The 17216-nt window shown below is 69.2% G+C and carries 12 protein-coding genes; 7 read left to right on the top strand and 5 right to left on the bottom strand.

The window, feature by feature from the left end; all coding sequences use genetic code 11:
* Nucleotides 1–184: 184 nt before the first annotated feature.
* Nucleotides 185–700 (bottom strand): hemerythrin domain-containing protein, encoded by a 516-nt coding sequence (locus ACN469_RS22660; protein ID WP_498770822.1) that lies wholly within the window; start codon nt 698–700, stop codon nt 185–187.
* 305 nt (nt 701–1005) lie between these two features.
* Between ACN469_RS22660 and ACN469_RS22655 the strand changes: the two genes are divergently transcribed.
* The 4 genes from ACN469_RS22655 to ACN469_RS22640 all read left to right on the top strand — a co-directional run bounded on the left by ACN469_RS22655 (nt 1006) and on the right by ACN469_RS22640 (nt 4042).
* A complete protein-coding gene (locus ACN469_RS22655) occupies nt 1006–1728 on the top strand; it encodes a lysophospholipid acyltransferase family protein (RefSeq protein WP_498770821.1) in 723 nt (240 codons plus the stop codon).
* Nucleotides 1721–2611: an alpha/beta fold hydrolase gene (locus tag ACN469_RS22650; RefSeq protein WP_498770820.1), complete on the top strand. Its 891-nt coding sequence runs from the start codon at nt 1721–1723 to the stop codon at nt 2609–2611. Before ACN469_RS22655 ends, ACN469_RS22650 begins: the two co-directional genes overlap by 8 nt.
* A 170-nt stretch (nt 2612–2781) precedes the next feature.
* Nucleotides 2782–3120 carry a hypothetical protein gene (locus ACN469_RS22645; RefSeq protein WP_498770819.1) on the top strand — a complete coding sequence of 113 codons (339 nt, stop codon included), beginning with the start codon at nt 2782–2784 and terminating at the stop codon, nt 3118–3120.
* Nucleotides 3121–3163: 43 nt separating this feature from the next.
* Nucleotides 3164–4042, top strand: a complete 879-nt coding sequence (locus ACN469_RS22640) for a hypothetical protein (RefSeq protein WP_498770818.1) — start codon at nt 3164–3166, stop codon at nt 4040–4042.
* A gap of 56 nt (nt 4043–4098) precedes the next feature.
* On the opposite strand, the gene ACN469_RS22635 is transcribed toward ACN469_RS22640, so the two are convergent.
* Nucleotides 4099–4653, bottom strand: coding sequence for a hypothetical protein (locus tag ACN469_RS22635; RefSeq protein ID WP_498770817.1), 555 nt, complete (start codon nt 4651–4653; stop codon nt 4099–4101).
* A gap of 619 nt (nt 4654–5272) precedes the next feature.
* Between ACN469_RS22635 and amrB the strand changes: the two genes are divergently transcribed.
* A complete protein-coding gene (gene amrB, locus ACN469_RS22630) occupies nt 5273–6079 on the top strand; it encodes an AmmeMemoRadiSam system protein B (RefSeq protein WP_498770816.1) in 807 nt (268 codons plus the stop codon).
* A gap of 6 nt (nt 6080–6085) precedes the next feature.
* On the opposite strand, the gene ACN469_RS22625 is transcribed toward amrB, so the two are convergent.
* Both ACN469_RS22625 and ACN469_RS22620 read right to left on the bottom strand, forming a co-directional pair.
* Complete coding sequence (locus ACN469_RS22625; RefSeq protein WP_498770815.1) at nt 6086–6700, bottom strand: TIGR02265 family protein; 615 nt, start codon at nt 6698–6700, stop codon at nt 6086–6088.
* Between the two features lie 146 nt (nt 6701–6846).
* Nucleotides 6847–7140: a DUF3817 domain-containing protein gene (locus ACN469_RS22620; RefSeq protein ID WP_176433538.1), complete on the bottom strand. Its 294-nt coding sequence runs from the start codon at nt 7138–7140 to the stop codon at nt 6847–6849.
* A 166-nt stretch (nt 7141–7306) separates the two neighbouring features.
* Between ACN469_RS22620 and ACN469_RS22615 the strand changes: the two genes are divergently transcribed.
* Together ACN469_RS22615 and ACN469_RS22610 are read left to right on the top strand one after the other, a co-directional pair.
* Nucleotides 7307–7711 carry a hypothetical protein gene (locus ACN469_RS22615; RefSeq protein ID WP_498770814.1) on the top strand — a complete coding sequence of 135 codons (405 nt, stop codon included), beginning with the start codon at nt 7307–7309 and terminating at the stop codon, nt 7709–7711.
* Nucleotides 7708–8874: a hypothetical protein gene (locus tag ACN469_RS22610; RefSeq protein ID WP_498770813.1), complete on the top strand. Its 1167-nt coding sequence runs from the start codon at nt 7708–7710 to the stop codon at nt 8872–8874. The genes ACN469_RS22615 and ACN469_RS22610 overlap by 4 nt, the downstream gene beginning before the upstream one ends.
* A 27-nt stretch (nt 8875–8901) precedes the next feature.
* Here ACN469_RS22610 and ACN469_RS22605 read toward each other — a convergent pair whose 3' ends face one another.
* Nucleotides 8902–17007, bottom strand: a complete 8106-nt coding sequence (locus ACN469_RS22605; RefSeq protein ID WP_498770812.1) for a LamG-like jellyroll fold domain-containing protein — start codon at nt 17005–17007, stop codon at nt 8902–8904.
* Between the last annotated feature and the right edge of the window lie 209 nt (nt 17008–17216).

The following is a 17216-nucleotide window of genomic DNA, read 5'->3' as shown; positions in this document are numbered from 1 at the left end:
CCTCGTCTTGGCTAGTCTGGTTGTTGAAGGTCTGGAAGGGGGAGTTGATTTGTGATGCTGCTCATACCCATACCTTCCAATTTGGGATTTGTCTAAAGGAAGCGATAAAAGGTGTGACTGACGGACGTATCACCCCCCCCGCCGTCCCAGGTCGGGTCCCATTCCAGTGGGGCGGGAACGGCGCTCAGCCGTCCCAGCGGAGGTCTTCCAGCAGGGGGGCGGAGCCCGAAACAAAGGGCCCCGAGGCCAGGGCGCGCAGCTCCTCACGAGCCAGCGTCAGCTCCGCGCGCAGCTGTTGCTGCTCGCGCGGGTCCAACGCGGTGGTGAGTCTGGGCAACAACGCGCTCTCTTCTTCTTGGAAATGCGCGACGGTCAGATCCTCGAGCGCGTAGAGCCGGGCCTGCCATTCGGTGTCGCCGGGGGACAATTCCTCCAACTCATCCATCAGCTCGCGCATGGCCAGATGATCCTCGGCCTGCTGCCGGGCACGAGCCCGCCCTTCCACCCGGGCCACCAGCGGTTGCAGACAGCGCTCCTCCAGCCAGGTGTGCAGCCGCAGCAGCTCCAACAGCTCGTGCTGGGCGCTCAAGGGCTCCTCTTCTTCCGCGCCGGAGACGAGCCGCTCGAAGCGCTCCTCCAGCTCGCGGTGCTCCTCCACGAGGATGTCGAACGGGCCTCCCATGCCCTCAACCATCTGCATGGTTCAGCAGGCAGACAACCAAAGCTGCGCTTCACCCTCACATTATTGAAACTCAAACGACAGGTCGAGCGAACGTTCGGCGGGCTGAAACAACGACCCGCACAGCGTGCCTCGACTGGCGACTGAAAGCCCATGGGGGTGGGCCCGGAAGCGTTGCCTACTCAAAGCAACCTCCGGGGTGGGCAGGGCCCATCCCCCCGGGCACGGTGCGTGGGTTTGCAATGACCGGGACTCCGGGAGCGGGGGCCTGGCTGGCCGCTCGTGTTGGCTGGCGATGGGGGGTGGCGTCTCCATCATGTCTCCTCGTGGAAGCTCCGCTCGTCACCGTGCGCAGGGCCGTGTTCCACCTCGCCGAACGGGGCGCGGCGCTGTCCGCGCTCTACCATCGGGCCCGACTGGTGGGCGTCGAGCACCTGCCGAGGAGCGGCCCCGTGTTGCTGGTGGGCAATCACGGCGTGTGGGGTTACGAGACGCCCGCCTTCTTCCACCTCTTGAACCAGGCCACCGGGCGTCCAGTGGTGGGATTGGCGGAGCGAGGCTTCTTCCGCATCCCGGTGGTCCGCACGGTGTTGCCGTGGCTGGGCGGTGTGGAGGGCACCCAGGACAACGCGCTGGAGGTGTTGCGCGCCGGGGCGCTGGTCGTCTGTTACCCCGGAGGCGCGCGCGAGGTCTTCAAGCGTCCGCGCGGGCGCTATCAACTGCGCTGGGAGCAGGCGCTGGGCTTCGCGCGGGTGGCCTCGCATGCGGGGGTGCCGGTGGTGCCCTTCGGAGGGTTCGGCGTGGACGACACGTTCCTCTTCCCACCGGGTGAGGCCCGGCTGGGGCTGCACCTCACGAATGGGGACAAGTACCGCGTGCCGCTGCTGGTGGGGCTGGGGCCGCTGCCGTTTCCGGTGCGGCTCACCTTCGCGCTGGGCAGTCCCCACACACCGCCGCCCTCGGGGGCCTCCGATTCGCGCCTGCGCGCGTTCCGCGACAGGGTGGCCACCAGCGTGCACCGGCTGCTGGTCAGGGCCCGCCATGCTTGAGACGCCGTCGCGGACTCCCGCGCCCTCGCGAGTCCCCGACGTGGAGGACATTCCCTCCGGCTACGCGCACTTGCGCTGCGAGGAGCGCGAGGTGAAGGGCACCTTGGCGCGGCTGTTCACCTTTCCCGACGGCGCCACCGACATAGCCCGCACCGTGGTGTGTCTTCCGGGGCTGGGCGCCAGTGGGCGTTCCTTCGCGCCCATGGAGCCGCTGGCTGGGCGGTTCCGCCTGCTGCTGTGGACGCCGCCGCTGCACACGCCCGCCACGCACACTCCACTGCAATGGAACCTGGCGGTGCTGAATCACCCCGAGGCACGGCTGCCGGAGCGCTTCGCGCTGGTGGGGTCCTCCTATGGCAGCCTGCTGTCCATCGCCTTCGCGCTGGCGCACCCGGAGCGGGTGAAGGCGCTGGTGCTGGTGTCGCCGGTGGCCAGCGTGCGCCGGGTGAGGCGGCTGGCGGTGACGCTGTCCACGCTGGTGCGCACGCCGCGCCCGCTGGCGTATGTCTTCGCCCCCACGGTGGCGCGGGTGCTCGGAGGCGCGAGGCTGCCGCCCGAGGGGCGCGCGGAAATCGTGCGCGAGGCGCGGCGGCTGACCCCCGTCGAATTGCTGCGCCGGCTGCGCGACGTGCTGGCCGCGGACTTCCATCCCCGGCTCCACCAGCTGCGAGTGCCCACGCTCGTCATCCAAGGAGGAAGGGACGTGCTGGTGCCGCCCCGCGCCGCGCGCGACGTGGCCGAGCACATCCCCGGCGCCCGGCTGGAGCTGCTGCGCGACGCCAGCCACCTGCCGTACATGAGTCATCCAGATGCCTTCAACGCCGCGGTCGGCGCGTTCCTTCAGGAGCACGGCGCGGGGCCACCACCGGGACTCACTTCATGAGCGACACCACCGCGCGGTGACGCGGGACATCGTCCGCGCGCCGCACACGGGGCACGGTGAGCGGCACGTGGGCGCGGTGCTCCATCCAGCGCTGCCTTCGCCGCACGGAAGCAAACGCTCGCGCGCTGTGCGCCGAGCGGGTGCGCCTCCGACCGTGCAAGGGCGCCTGAATGGAGGGGCCGGACATCGCCTTTCCAGACAAGTCAGACGTGGATGCCAGCTTCGCGCGGTGCATGAAGGTGCTGCTCGACAGCGGCGTATTTCACGGCCTCGCCACGCGCGATGAGCGGATGAATGGACCCTGGAGCCCGCCGCGCGACGCGTTCGAGCTCCAGCTGCTCTACGGCATCCGCGAGGGTGCGGTGAGTCTCGACCCTGGCGCGCCGGGCAACCCGAGCGTGGGTGAATGGACACACGTCCCGTCCGCGAGTCCCGGGCGCTCAGGAATCCACCGCCGCGCGCGTCTTTCCCTCTCAAGAATACCGTATCGGCCCGCGTGTCCCGCGTGAGGCCAGGCCTGCCGGGCGGCGCTGTCGCTCGGAGGGGGAACCCATGTCCATGCTGCCCTTTCACCGAGGACTCCGGGTGTGCGCTCGGACCGTGGCGCTCATGCTCCTGACGACGGGCCTCGCGTGCACCCACCGAGGCACGGGTGGCTCGGGACGTCCCGGAGGCAGTGAGCCCTTCGAGCACGAGGAAGCCCGACGTCAGGAAGCGCGCCAGGTGGCTCGGCAGGTGGCGGCGCTGGCCGGGGGCGTGCGGGACGTCGGCTCGCGTCTGGAGTTCACCTTCTGGGCGGAGCGCGGGGCCCTCACGCTGGTGGGCTACCAGTCGCTGAAGCGCGGCGGACGGGCCGGACGCGCCGTCGACCGCGAAGACCTCCAGCGAACAGTCGCTCGCGCGCTGATGTCCACCACCCATCACTCCGCGGGCGAGGTGGTGCTGCGGCTGCGGCGCGAGGCGTCCTCGTGGGCCCTGGAGCCGGGCGCGTCCTTCTCCACCGAACGGCCCGCGCAGGCGCGTCAGGTCGCCGGGCAGCGCGAGGACGCGACACCCGAGCCCGCCGCGCTGGCGACGAGCCTGCGCCGCCTGCTCGAGCCGGTGCGCGTCCCCGTGGACGGCACCGTCTGGGCGAACGTGTCGGTGCACCTGCGTGACGGCCGCGTGGTGGGCTGGGAGCTGGAGGACTGGCGCGTGGTGCGGACGGGCCGGGGAGACTCCACGCCAAGGCCCGTGTCACGCCGGGTCGTCGAAGAGGCCACGGCGGTGCTGCTGCTCTACACGCCCGGCACCGGCTCGCGCTCGCTGCACCTGGGCCTGAGGCTCATCCACGAGGGGAGCGCACCGTCGGCGGAGGGCTGGGTGGAGGAGACGCGGATGCTGTCCCTGACGCGTCCGAGCGGGGGCGTCAGTCGCCTCACCCTGCCCTGACGAACACCCCGGCACGCGGCGGAAACACGGCCCGCCGCGCGCCAGGGAAACAGACTCTAGAAGTAACCGCCCACCGTGGTGCCGACGCTGAACGTCACGTCCACGTCATCACCCAGGCCAATGGCCAGGCGAGGACCGGCGCCCACGAAGAAGTGGGACGTCACGTGGTACAGCACGGGCGCGTAGCCCTCCAGGATGACGGTGGAAGCCGAGCCCGTGCCGTCGGGGAGCGACAGGATGTTGTCGCCCACGAACAGCGTCACGATGGCCTTGGGCCAGAAAGACAGCTTCTCCGAGAACGGGATGTTGTAGCCCACTCGCGCGTTGAGGCCGAAGGCCGCCACCGTGTCGCCTTCGCCGAACAGCACGGACAGGTTGACGCCGCTTCCGATGGAGAGGTTCTCCTTCAGGAAGTAGTCCACGCTCGGCGCCAGCCGGAAGAAGCCGTACCCCGCGCCCTCCGTCGTGTAACCCAGGTCCGCCGACGCATCCGAGCTGACGACAATCTGCCCGGCGCTGCCGAAAGCCCCACCCGTCGACTGCGCGAAAGCACTCGTCGACACCATCAACCCGGCCGCTACGGCCATGGCCTGCCACTGATTTGCCTTCATGAAGCGTCCCTCCGTTGCGTGTGCCCGCGGTCATTCCCGGGCGCTCGGCGGCCTCTTCTAGTCAATGCACGCGGGCGCGCATCCTTTTTTCGTTCTCCGTGTGTCATGTACCGCATGAGCGCAACTTGAGAATTCGCGCTCCAAGGCCGCTTCCCGCACCCGAATCCGAGGGAAACCGCGCCGATTCGGCCTCCGAGCGACGCCGCGCATGAGACATCGCTGAGACATGGGCGGGCTCGGCGCGAGCACGCGGGAGGCCGCGCGCGCGTCGGGCTCACGGACGGGAAGGTCGGCCGGGGTGGAGGAGTCAGAGGTCCCCGGCCGGCCCTCCCATGCGCGAGGTTCCATGCCCCGAGCGGCCCTGAACCGCTCGGAAGGAGTGCACGGAACGAAGACACCGGTAGCAAGCGTCACGCCAGACAAACCTCCGGTGAAATCAATCCTTTGTCACCCGAAGCGGGCCTGGAATGACGCGCATGACGCTCGAAGTCGGGACCCGTACGTCCCACAAGCGAACAGACTTGCAATGATTCGCATATCTTCGCGTTGCCGTCTGTCCGTAGGATTCCACCGGAACCCCGTTCGTGTGGCCGCTCCACGGAAGGATGTGCTGGAGGACATGCCTCGTGTGCGCGCGCCCGCGGTGGCGGGCTCCTTCTATCCCTCCAGTCCCACCACGCTGGCCACGCAGGTGGACACGTGGCTGGAGCAGGCGCGAGGGCCCGGGGAAGGACTTCCCTCCGCGCTCATCGTTCCGCATGCCGGGTATGTCTATTCAGGCGAGGTGGCGGCGGCGGCGTACGCCACGCTGAGGGACCGTCGCGCGGAGCTCGGACGCGTGTTGCTGCTGGGGCCCAGTCACTTCCACTCGCTGCGAGGGCTGGCGTATCCGGACGTGGACCTGCTGTGCACGCCGCTGGGCGACGTGCGGTTGGACGCGGACCTGCTGCGACGGGCGACGGCGCTGGCGCGGGTGAGCGCCTCCACGGAGGTGCACGAGGCGGAGCATGCGCTGGAGGTGCAGCTGCCGTTCCTCCAGCGGGTGCTGGCGGGCTTCACGGTGCTGCCGCTGGTGGTGGGCCACGCGGACGAGGAGGAGGTGGCCCAGGTGCTGGAGGCGCTGTGGGACGAGGACGTGTTGCTCGTCGTCACCTCGGACCTGTCGCACTACCTGCCGTACGAGGAGGCGCGGCGCGCGGACGACGCGACGGCGGCGCGGGTGCTGGCGCTGGAGGGGCCGTTGGACGCGGGCAGCGCGTGTGGCGCGGAGGCCATCAACGGCTTGCTGCGCGTGGCGAAGCGGCGGGGGCTGCGGCCCAGGCTGGTGGCGCTGCGCAGCTCTGGAGACGCGGCCGGAGCGCGCGCCGGGGTGGTGGGGTACGGCGCCTTCGTCTTCGAGGCGCCGGCGCGGAGTGTTTCCCGGTAGGCGGGTTCAGTCGTCCCAGGAGAGGGAGTACTCGCTGTCGAGCAGCGACGTCTGGCGGCCCTCGACGCGGATGTCCTGGGCGCCGACGGCCTGGAGGGCGCCCTCGAGCATGCCTTCGTTGTAGGCGACAGGGGTGAAGATGCGGCGCATGTGGATGCGGCCGGCGCGGGCGGCGGTCCATTCGACCTGCAGCTCGCCGAAGTCGATGGCCATGCGGTAGGCCTCCGGGAGCATATTGACGAGGAGCTTCGGGTCTCCGCCGACTTGCTGACGGACCTCGGTGCCGAACATGGAGCGGACGAAGGCGAGCGTGCCCTGGACGCCAATCTGGCGCATGGCCTCCTCGACGCCGCCGAGCTGGGGCGCGAGCAGGTTGGCGGAGGCGAAGAACAGCCGCATGAAGGGCGGGACGGGGTAGAGCTCGGTGGGGTCCAGGTCGGGGGGAAAGTCCCCGGCATCGACGATGTGCTTCACGGCCTGCTCACCGCCAAGGAAGCGCACGGTGTCGAGCACGGCGGCGAAGTGCATGCCACGAATGTGCTCGGAGGACTGCACGAGGACGAGCCGCGACTCCAGCTCCCGCTGCACTGCCTCTGGCGTGTTCCACGTCCCGCGTTCCATGAGCCGACCTCCACCGCGAAAAAGCGCGCGGAATGGTCGCACAGCTTCCTCGCGCGCGCGAACTCCTGGAGGGTCAGCGTCACCCTGGCTCGTTCCGAGATTGGGAGCGCGGCCAACGCAACACGTCGGGTGAAGCACCTCGCGGACTAGGCGCTCTCCTTGCGCAGCTTCGCGTCGAGCAGGAAGTTGCCGAAGGGCACCAGCGACGCGCCGAACGCCACCGCCACGCGCACGAAGGACCAGCGCAGCGCGATGGCCGCCTCCATCAACGCGAAGAGATACAGCACGAACAACAGCCCGTGCGCCATGCCCGTGAACCGCACCGCCAGCGGCATGTCCGCCGCGTACTTCAGCGGCATCGCGATGAACAACAGGCACACGAACGACAGGCCCTCCAGCAGGGCCACCGCGCGGAACCGTCCAAGTGGGGTCTTCAGCATGGTGCTCTCCCCCTCCTGTCTCCCATCCCCGGCCCCCGCCGTCCATGCGTCACGGTGACGCACCCGGTCGCCCGCCCGCCCGGCTTCATTCCGCGTCATCCCCTCCCCTAGAATGAACCGGGTGAGGCTGGGAAAGCCCGGCACCATGACCCGAGGGGGGAGCACCATGTCAGGCAGCGACAAGCTGGAGTCCACCATCCAGGTGCCACGCGCGGACCGCAAGGGCGCGAAGCTGGTGCTGGAGCGGCCCACCGGAACCCTCAACACCGTCGCCATGCGACTGGTCATCAGCGGGAAGATGCAGGGACAAGAGCGCCGCCAGCTCTACGCGGAGACCTTCTCCGGCGACGTCGCCATCCCCCTGCCCGATGACTTCCTGCCTGGCGCCGCCCAGGGCTGGGTGCGCGCGGTGCTCTCCGTCGCGGACCCCACGGGCGCGGGCGCCCAGTTCCTCCAGCGCGCGACGCTCGTCTTCGAGAAAGGCCAGAAGGAAGCCCTCTGGGACGACTTCTCCCTCCAGAAGGGCGCCGTGGCCGACTTCATCACCCTCACCTGGACGGTGGTGGAATGAGAGCGCTCCTCGCGCTGCTCCTCGTCTGCGCCGCCACCGCCAGCGCCCAGGACGGTGGCTCCCCGGACGCGGGCACGGTGGAGCTGGACTTCCCCAGCATCCTCCGAGGTGGCTCGGAGACCGCCGCGGGCCTGGACATCGCCACCGCCGGCGAAGTCGTCCACCCCTCCAACCCCTCCGCCCTCGTGGTCAGCCTGCGCGGCGTGGGCGCCGTGCTGGATGGCACCCAGGCCTCCTTCGCCCTCCAGCTCAACCCCTACCTGCTCACCGACGGCTTCGAGCGGCTCTACTCGGAGGCCGTCGCCGCGCGAAACACGTCCGTCGTCACCCGCCTGCTCCAGGACACCGCCATCACCCTCGGCATCGGCCAGGACACGCCCTACCCCGACGGCGTCCCGGAGAAGGGCCGCTTCGCCACGGTCATGGCCGGCCTGTCCGTGGACGTCCTCGGCGAGCGCAGCAACTACGGCTCCGCCTACAGCGCGTGCATCGCCCGCGTCCTCTCCGACCCCAGCCTCTACGAGTTCCCCGACAAGCCCCTGCCCGGCGACTTCGTGAATCCGGCCGACTTCGAGAAGGCGCTCGGCGACTACCGCCTCGCCATGGAGGCCACGCGCCAGGCGGGCATCGCGAAGATTCGCCAGGGCCTCCCCGCCTGCACCCGCGAGACACGCCAGGCGTCCAGCGCGCTCTTCGTCTCCGTGGGCGGGCGCTGGGTGACGCCGGGACTGAAGTCGCACGACAACGACGGCGTCGCCATCCAACGCGGCTTCGGCGCGGCCACGATAGAGCTGCTGAGCAGCGCGGACTCCAACCTCGAGGCCGCCATTCAAGTGCGCGTGCTCCAGGAGCGCCAGCGCCCGGAGCTGTCCATGGACAAGTGGGTGGACGTCGGCCTGTCCGTCGGCGTCGCCTCGCAGCGCTTCCAGCTCAAGCTGGAAGCCACCCAGTCACTGTTGAAACTGGGCAACACGGACCAGCGGCGCGCCAGCGTCGTGGCCACCACCCGCGTCATGGTGGGCGAGCGCTTCACCGTGGGCATCGGCGTACAGGGCCAGGCCCAGGACATGGCGGATGCCATCGGCCAGATTCGCCCCAGCCTCGTGCTCGACCTGGCGGAGCTGCCCACGCTGCTCCAGCCACTCCCGGCGCCTCGCTCCTGACGACGCCGGGATGCCCGACGGGGTCCGCTAGCTGGGGACCTCGTAGTACAGCGACAGGTACTTGATGACCTGCATCGCTTGCGGCAGCAGCTCCGGCAGGTAGCGCTGGAGCGCCTGCTTCGTCGCGTCCGCGAGCCTCGCCTGGCTCCCCAGGTGCTCGCGGACGTAGGGCTCCAGCCGCTGGATGAGCTCGTAGTTGCTGGAGATGTTCTCCGCCCGCATCGCCTTCTCCAGCGGCGGCGCGGTGGGGGGCGGCACGGCGGGCAGCAGCCGGCTGATGAACGTCACGCGGTGGAGGATGCGCCAGCACGGCGGCGCCTTCTCCGACTGCCTCGCCTGTCTCAGCGCCAGCGCGTTGGGCTCGCTGGACTGCTCCAGCCAGATGGGGTCGATGACCTTGCCGAACAGGTCATCGAAGTTCCGTCGGTCCGTGTCCAGGTAGAAGCTCATGAAGCGGTACGCATCCACCTTGCCCGGCACCAGCACCGGCTGGTTGTGGTTGTCGTAGACGGGCCCCTTGTCGCCGTACTCCTGGATGTTGGTCGGCAGGGCCAGCGACAGGTTCAACCCGAAGGAGCGACTGGCCTCGGTGCTCCTCGCGCGAGTGAAGGTCTGCCCTCCGCCGAAGGAGGCATCCACCTGTCCTCCCACGCCGATGCCGAAAATCTCCAGGTTCAATCCAATCCGCAGCTCGCCCGACACGTTGAAGGTGAAGTGGCCATTCTGGCTCTCCGTCACCACGTCCGTCGTCTCCGTGGTCTCCGCGAAGAAGCCGCCCTGCACCGTCCACACGTACGTGTTGCACAGGTTGCGCTTGGCGAAGGCACGCGCCGTCGCCTCCGTGTCTCCCGGAGACGCCCCCATGCCCGGCAATTCACCAATCACCCCCTCGAGCACCCGCGAGGCCTTGTCGGTGACTTCGTTCACCCCGGCCTGCACCAGGTTGCTGCCCGTGGAGAAGCTCCGGAAGTAGCTCAACTCCTGCTGCTCCTCGCGCAGGATTCGGCGCTTGAGCGCGTAGGCCTCGCGCGGCTTGAAGTAGGAGTACTCCCCGTAGTCGAGGGCCATGCGGTAGTCCGAATCCAGTATCTTGCCCTCCGGTTTGAAGCCGATGCAGCCATCGAGCGTGCCCTGCTTGGTGTAGAGCGGGTTGATGGGGAACGTGAGCAGGTTCCAGTCCCGGGGGATGTCGGGGTTGGGCACCATGCGGTAGCCCACCAGCGCGCGGTTGTGCTCCAGGCGCAGCGAGTACACGTCCGCCGTCTCCGACTGCACCAGCGCGAAGCCCACGTTGGCGGGGACGATGCGCCGCTCCATTTTCGGAGCCCGGGGCGTCTCCGTGGACTCCCAGTTCCCCACCAGCGACACGGACATGTTCCGTGACGTGTGCTGGCTCCTGCCCTGGCTGCCCTCGTTCACCCAGCCGCCGGACAGCTCCGTGGTGATGGAACCCGAGGCCTCCATCTTCAGCTTCGCCACCGGCGTGGACGTGCCCACGCCCAGCGGCGCGGCGACGATTTCCACGTCCTTCGCGGCGGCGATGTCCTTGCTGAGCGTGAGGCTGCCCATCATGCTCGACGCCGCCGAGGCGGCGATGGTCGTCAGCACGTCGTCGGCCTGGACGAACTCCACGCGGGACAGGTCCGCGGGCACCTCGCCCGTGTACTCAATCGCGCCCGCCGTCAGGTTCTCCGAGGGCACGGGCGGCGCGCCCTCCACGTAGCCGATGACCTGCGGCGCGAACTGCGCCTGGCTCACCCACTCCGTGACGAGGTTGCCCACCTTGTAGCCCGTCACCAGGTGCCACGCGCCCGAGCTCAGGAAGGAGTACGCGCGCTTCATCGTCCCGCGCAGGCCCCCCTTCGCGTCCCGCTGCAGGTCACCGTACTCGGCGACGCCGGGCATGCCTTGGATGGGCGCATGGAACGGCGTGCGCACTCCCGCCAGCGCCGAGCGCACCCGGGCCGTGTCGTTGGACACCGGCGCGGTGCTCAATTGCGGAGTGGGTTGGTTGACCACCGCCCGAGGCATCTCCAGGTGGTTTCCGCGCAGGCCGTTGTCGTTGACGCGCGCGGAGTCCGTCCGCGTCGAGTCCAGGTCGAACGTGTAGTACGCGACCAGGTCCGCCTTCTCGCCCTTGAGCCGGGTGAAGAGGTTGTCGAGCACCTGCTCCTCGCTGCGCAGCGTGTCCCAGATGCGCACCTCCTCCAGCTCACCCTTGTATGGGGCCTGGACCTTGTCGCTGCCCCACACGCCGCCCAGGCTGAGGCCCGCGCCCATCCGGGGCAGGCTGGCGACTTCGGTGCTGGTGGAGGTGAGCGGCTGGAGCGCGATGCCCTTGCCATTCACATACATCCAGGCCTGGCTGCCCGCGGGGTTGGGGGACTTCACCCGGCTGGCGCCACGCAGCCGCGCCGGATACGTCTCGCTGTCGTCCAGGGTGACGTTGCCCTCCCGCTCCGGGAAGCGCCACCGCGCCACCAGCCCGGAGTCCCGAGGCTTGAGCGCGACCCCGAGCTGCGCGGAGTCCAGGGCCCGGCTCCACACGCGCACCTCGGCCAACGTGCCGGTGAGGCTGTAGGTGTCCATGCCCTCCGTCATCCTCCCCATGAAGAGCGGGCCTTCGTGGCCCAGGGGGTCGGCGTCCTCGTAGCGCGAGCTGCCCGCATCCACTCCGTCGATGTAGAAGCGCAGGTCGTCCCACTGCTTCACCTCGATGCTCTCCACCAGCTCGTAGGACTTCCCGGCGACGTCCTTCGTCACCGTCTTCTCGGTGTGGCTGTTGCCGGCCCTGCGCACCACGGCCACGCGGTGGAACTTCTGCTCCTGCACCTTGCCCGTGGAGAAGACCTCACGGCGCGCGCCCTTCGACTCGAAGGTGAAGGACAGCCGTCCGTCCTCCATGATGCTGAAGAGGTAGGGCACCTCCTGTCCGCTGCCGTCGCCGACGCTGCCCTTGCCGATGAGCGGCTGGCGCCGGCCCAGCGGCCCCACGCCGAGGAACACCTCCAGCGTCACGTCCCCCGTGAGCTGCAAGGCCTCCGCGTGCGCCACCTCCAGCCACGCTCCCGCGCGAAGCTGGATGCCCCAGGACTGCTGGAAGGCGAACGCGACATGGCGCCAGCTCCCCACGGGGAAGGACTCCTGGCTGATGACGTACGAGTCACCAACGCCCGCGAGCAGCCTGAAGCCCGCGTCGATGGGCGACTTCACGAAGGCCGGCGTCCCCACGACGTCGCAGTGGAACTGCCGCCCCGTCGCGTCGCGCACCCGCGTGTCGTTGAAGCCCCAGCACGCCAGGAGCCCCGCCTCGGTGCCCTGCATGCGCTGGCCCTTCTTCTGCTGGATGGCCGTCGCGGCCAGCGCGCTGCTCCAGACCCGCACCTCGTCCAGCACGCACGTCGCGGGAGTCGCCAGGGCCTCCTCCTGGACGGCATCCCCCAGTCCGCCCAGGCCCCACGCCCCTTCGCCCGAGTAGGCCTTCGCGCGCGTGTAGCGGTGCATCTCCACGCCGTCGCGATAGAGGATGGTGAGCCCCGTCAACGCCTTGTGGGTGAAGGCGTAGTGGTGCCACTCCATGTCGGCGACGGAGGTCTGCACCAACGGCACTCCGGATTGCATGGACAGCACCAGCGCGTTCTGCGCCGTGAGGACGAGCGACAGCCGGTCCCCATCATCCGAGTGCGTGGACCCATGGAACAGCACGCACCCGGGCACGTTGTTCTTCGTGCGCTTGAGCCACAACTCCACGGAGAAGTCCTGCTTCGCCAGCGGCAGCCCGGACCCGCAGCTCACGTACGTCCCGCCATCCAGCGACAGCGCGGAGCGGACCTCCTTGTCCTTCCCCTTCACGAGCGACAGCTGGTACTCCAGCGGCGCCAGCGGGCTGACCAGGGGCGCCAACGGAGACGCCTCGAAGGCCGGTGTGCCGACGTACGTCCCACCCGACTCGCCGCCCTCCAGCGCGATGTCCCGGGCCTCCTCCTCCACGAAGTGCCAGCACGCCAGGAGCCCCGACACGTCACCCTTCACGCGGACGTCCTGGCCGGAGACGATGGACTGGAGGTCGCGAGCGTGGTCCCACACGCGCACCTCGTCCACGCGGCACGTGGACGCGGCGGTGAGCTCCCCGTTGAGCACCTCCGCGCCCAGCAGCAGCTCGCCCTCTCCCGAGTAGGCCGCTGACAGCGTCTTGCTCGCCACACTCTTGCCATCCAGATACAGGATGGCCTCCAGGCTCCCGGCGTCGTGGGTGAGCGCGACGTGGTGCCACGCCGTGTCCTTCACCGCTGTCGACGACGTGAGGGTGTCCTTGCCGAAGCGGCAGACCAGCTTCCCGCTCGCGTCGAAGGAGAGCAGCAGCCGCTGGTTCACCGTCGTGGACGGGACGCCGTGGGCCAGCAGCGTCTCCGCCGCGGTGGTCGTCTTGCGCTTCAACCGCGCCTCGAGCGTGAAGTCGACGCCGGCCAGCACCACCTCGTCCCCGAAACGCACGTACGTCTGTCCATCCAGCGCGAGCGCCAGGTTGCTGGACTCCGGCGTCCGCGCCGCCGGGGCGCACGCGAGCACCACCGCCGACGCATCCACCGACTTCGGCAGGAGCCAGGCCTCCAGCGTCACGTCGCCCTGGAGGGCCAGGGGCGTCGTGTCCAGCCCGGCCGAGGAGGCCAGGTAGGACTGGAGGCCGTCGAAGGAGAGGTCCCGTCCGGGGACGTCGCCATGCCAGCGGCCAGCCGAGGTGGCCAGCACCTGCTCCGCGGCGCCAGGGCTCAGCTCCTTCTCGGAGAGCGTGGGCACCGGACGCAGCCACAGCGAGCCCTTCGAGAGCAGCGCGCCCGGCAGGTCCGACGTCGCCTGCGCGAAGTCATAGGGCAGGAAGCGGACGCGCTGTCCCTTGGTGAGCGGGCTCTTGGGCGCGGCCTTCAGGGTGAGCTGGGTGGACTTGGGCGGAGCGGCCTTGCTCACCTGGAGCACCTCCGAGCCCACGTCGATACGGTCTCCGGCCGCCAGGGAGCGCTGGGTGCCTCGCTCGAGAGTGAGCGTGGTGCCAGTGTGCGTGGCCACGGTGCCCAGGAACTCCGGGTGGGCCTGCCCGGAGAGCACGTCCGCGAGCAGCTTCGGCATCCGGGGCACATCGGGCCAGACCTCCGTGTATCCGCCGGCTTTCAGCGTCACCTTGCAGCGGTCCGTGCTGGTGCCGGCGGCGAGCGTGACGGTGAGGCCTCCCAGGTTCGTGCCCGCGCTGGTGGCGACGAGCGTGAGCCCGTCCATCGCATCGCCGAGCCGCACCACCTCGCGGGTGACGGAAGGCTCGTAGTAGGCGGCCAGGAACTCCCCTTCCTTCATGCCACGGAAGTAGAGGATGACCTGGCCGGTGGAGCTGTCGAGGAGGAAGGGCGTGCCGGCCGTCTGCGCGAAGGCCAGGAGCGCACCCGCCACGGGGAGCCCTCGGCAATCCACGGACAAGAGCGGCATGCGCAGGGACACCTCGCTGCCCTTCGAGCCCAACGTCAGCCGCGCCAGCTCCGCGCGCGCCTCGGCCTGGGTCTGCTCGGCGGCGGTCAGCTCCAGCTCCAGCTCCGCCAGCTCCGTGCGCTTGCGTTTGCGCACCACGGTCAGGTCCTCGCACGGCTCAATCCTCTCCATCTTGCATTCGGAGGCGCTGGACTGCGCCGTGGTGGAGAAGCCCAGCGCTCCGGAGTCCAGGCGCTTGAGGTACTCATCCTTGTGGGCCGGGTGGCCACTGCCCGCGTTCACCACGCGGAGCGCCTGGAGGTAGGACTCCGCATTCGTGCGCACCCACGTCCAGTCCGTCGGCGAGGCGCGCTGGACGAAGCCCGAGGTCTGCCACCCCAGGTACTTGTTGCTGTGCCGGTTCTGGAGGAGATAGCCGCCCTTGTCCGAGGGAACGAAGCGCCATTGACGGGACGCGAAGGGCTTTCTGGCGTTATCCGCGGAAGCCGTGACGGAGGACCCCTCGACAGCGTCCGCGACACCGATGCAGTAGGCGGGGCTCTGGATTCGAATCTGGAACCAGTACAGATGAATCAGGAGGTTCCCATCGGGCGTGGGGCTCTCCAGGGCGGCCAGCTCGCTCCGGGCGGCGGTGAGCTTGGACTCGAGGCCCCGCACCTGCTCCTCCGCCTTGGCGACGTCAGCCTCGGCCTTCTTGACTTCCCTCGTGCCGCCCTTCTCCTCGGGAGCCGCGAGCCAGGGCAGCGTGGCGACGTCCTGCAACTGCGCGAGGTGGCCGTCCTGGGACACGGCGAAGTCGAGCACCGCGGCGAAATACTGGCGCACGCCGCGGCCCTTGGGCACGGGCCCATAGGTGGCGAAGGAGAGCATCACCCGGGCCTGTCGCTTCTGCGGCTCTCCGCTCCGGCTGTCGCCGCTGCCCGTCGTCTCCTGCTGGTAGTAGAGCAGCGCCGCCATGCCGGAGCTGACGCTCCGGTCCTTGAGGGTGAAGCTGTCCCGACGCAAGGAGGGCCGCTCGCCCACCGGCGCGCCCGAGGTCACCCAGGTGGGCCCACCCGTGGCGGTGCCGTGCTGGAGGTTGTCGGTCTGGTCATACAGCGTGACGCCCGTGCCTTCATCGAAGCGGTAGCAGGCGACGAGTCCCGACTCCTGGCCCACCAGTCGGAAGCCCTTGTCCCGAGACAACTCCGCCTCGGCGCGCACCCGGTCCCAGAGGCGCACCTCGTCAATCACGCCCGGGAAGCACTCCTTGGGCTGGTCCTTCGTGAGGGCGGCGCCGATGAGGAGCGGCTGCGTCGCGTCCGCCTTGAAGTCCAGCTCCGCGAAGCCGGAGGCCGCGCCGTTCAGATAGAAGCGAGCCATTGCTCCGTCATAGGTGACGGCGATGTGGTGGAACCTGCCCGCGGTGACGGCGCCCGTGGAGGTGGCCGTGGCCGTCGTCGTCGCGGAGACCGCATGGCGCAGGCGCAGCTTCCCAGTCGAGAGGATGGCCAGGTCATAGCTGCCCACACCCGAGGCGGAGTGCTTGCTCAGCAGCGTCAACGGCGTGCTCCGACCGATGGCCGTCGGCTGGACCCAGAGCTCGAGCGTGTACTCCCGTCGGTCGAAGGCGAGCCTCGGCGAGGCGGGGATGCGCACGAAGTCGTCCGTGCCGTCGAATGACAGCGCGGCCTCCGCGTAGTCGCGCTCCGGCAGCAGCGGCACCAGCGCCTTGTCCGTGAAGGGACAAGTCCCAGGGGTGCGCTCCAGGACGGCGCCCTGATATTTCGGGTCGGGGCTGGTGTAGAGCAGCGAGCCCTGCGTGTTGAACAGCCCGTCCTCGGCCTGCTCCACGTTGAAGGTGTCGATGCGCTTGGACACGTCGTTGAGGCAGAAGAACTGCCACCGACACAGGCCCGCGATTTGCGTGGGCAACAGGGTGACGGCGAAGCGCCCCTTCGTGACGTTGCGGAGGAACGACAGCTCCTGGGTCGGCTCATGGAAGGGTCTGCCATCCATGTCCTCGGTGCCCAGGGTGTCCGTCTGGCTGGCGGGGAGCGTCTTGTGCCGGCTCCGGCGATAGCGCACCTCCATGCAGGGCTGGAGCTCCGAGCCCGACAGCACGAAGCGGTCGCACAGCACGGTGTCGCCCGTCAGCGGAACCTTGGCGCCGTCCTCCCCGCGCACGTAGTCCCCTCGGGAGCGGTCCGCCGAGGACCCACCACCGCTGAGCGCGAACACCGCGTCCGGATGCACGGCGCGGATGGCCTGCCGGAAGAGGAAGAGGTGCTTGCCATCCGAGAGGACATGGAACGGAACGTTCCCCCAGGTGAGCCTGGCGGTGGTGGAGAGGAAGGGATTCAGCTCCTCGTCCGACAGGTCCTGGGAGGTCTCCTCGCTCCCTCCCTTCTTGACGACGGGCATGCGCGTGGCACCCGCCGTCGCGAAGCCGACCTCTTCGATTTCAGAGGGGAAGCGAAGGACGGAGGGCTCCTCGCTCCAGAAGTTGACGTCGAGTTCACCCCGGTCCGAGTCGGGGTTGTCGAGCGCGAGCACGGAATAATGGATGACCCGCTCTTCATCGATGGCGAAGGCGACCACGGTGCCGTTGTGCCGGACCATGGTGGTGAAGTGATAGGTGCGGTCGGCATACGTCTTCATCAAACGTTGGTCTGGCATGAGCTGGGTCCCTGAAGACGCGCGTCCGCGAGACTCGGCGCGCGCTCCTGATGTGCTGGCGGGTGTGTGGTGCTGAAGTCAGCTCATGAGCACGCGTCGTGCCGACGTCCGACGCGCGGTATCCATGCCATTCACTTGCGCGTGCGCGCGGGTGCGACGAAGCGCTGACACGTCAGGGTGAGCGACGTGTTCAGGTTCGCGAAGCGCTG

Source organism: Corallococcus terminator (assembly GCF_049194865.1).
Taxonomy (GTDB): domain Bacteria; phylum Myxococcota; class Myxococcia; order Myxococcales; family Myxococcaceae; genus Myxococcus; species Myxococcus terminator_A.
Note: the sequence above shows the minus strand (reverse complement) of the source record. Positions and strands in the feature narration are given on the sequence as shown.

Bases quoted from the DNA above. Each gene is read 5' to 3' on its own strand.
- ACN469_RS22660 (WP_498770822.1), bottom strand. From the start codon at position 700: ATGCAGATGGTTGAGGGCATGGGAGGCCCGTTCGACATCCTCGTGGAG.
- ACN469_RS22650 (WP_498770820.1), top strand. From the start codon at position 1,721: ATGCTTGAGACGCCGTCGCGGACTCCCGCGCCCTCGCGAGTCCCCGAC.
- ACN469_RS22645 (WP_498770819.1), top strand. From the start codon at position 2,782: ATGGAGGGGCCGGACATCGCCTTTCCAGACAAGTCAGACGTGGATGCC.
- ACN469_RS22640 (WP_498770818.1), top strand. From the start codon at position 3,164: ATGTCCATGCTGCCCTTTCACCGAGGACTCCGGGTGTGCGCTCGGACC.
- ACN469_RS22635 (WP_498770817.1), bottom strand. From the start codon at position 4,653: ATGAAGGCAAATCAGTGGCAGGCCATGGCCGTAGCGGCCGGGTTGATG.
- amrB (WP_498770816.1), top strand. From the start codon at position 5,273: ATGCCTCGTGTGCGCGCGCCCGCGGTGGCGGGCTCCTTCTATCCCTCC.
- ACN469_RS22625 (WP_498770815.1), bottom strand. From the start codon at position 6,700: ATGGAACGCGGGACGTGGAACACGCCAGAGGCAGTGCAGCGGGAGCTG.
- ACN469_RS22620 (WP_176433538.1), bottom strand. From the start codon at position 7,140: ATGCTGAAGACCCCACTTGGACGGTTCCGCGCGGTGGCCCTGCTGGAG.
- ACN469_RS22615 (WP_498770814.1), top strand. From the start codon at position 7,307: ATGTCAGGCAGCGACAAGCTGGAGTCCACCATCCAGGTGCCACGCGCG.
- ACN469_RS22610 (WP_498770813.1), top strand. From the start codon at position 7,708: ATGAGAGCGCTCCTCGCGCTGCTCCTCGTCTGCGCCGCCACCGCCAGC.
- ACN469_RS22605 (WP_498770812.1), bottom strand. From the start codon at position 17,007: ATGCCAGACCAACGTTTGATGAAGACGTATGCCGACCGCACCTATCAC.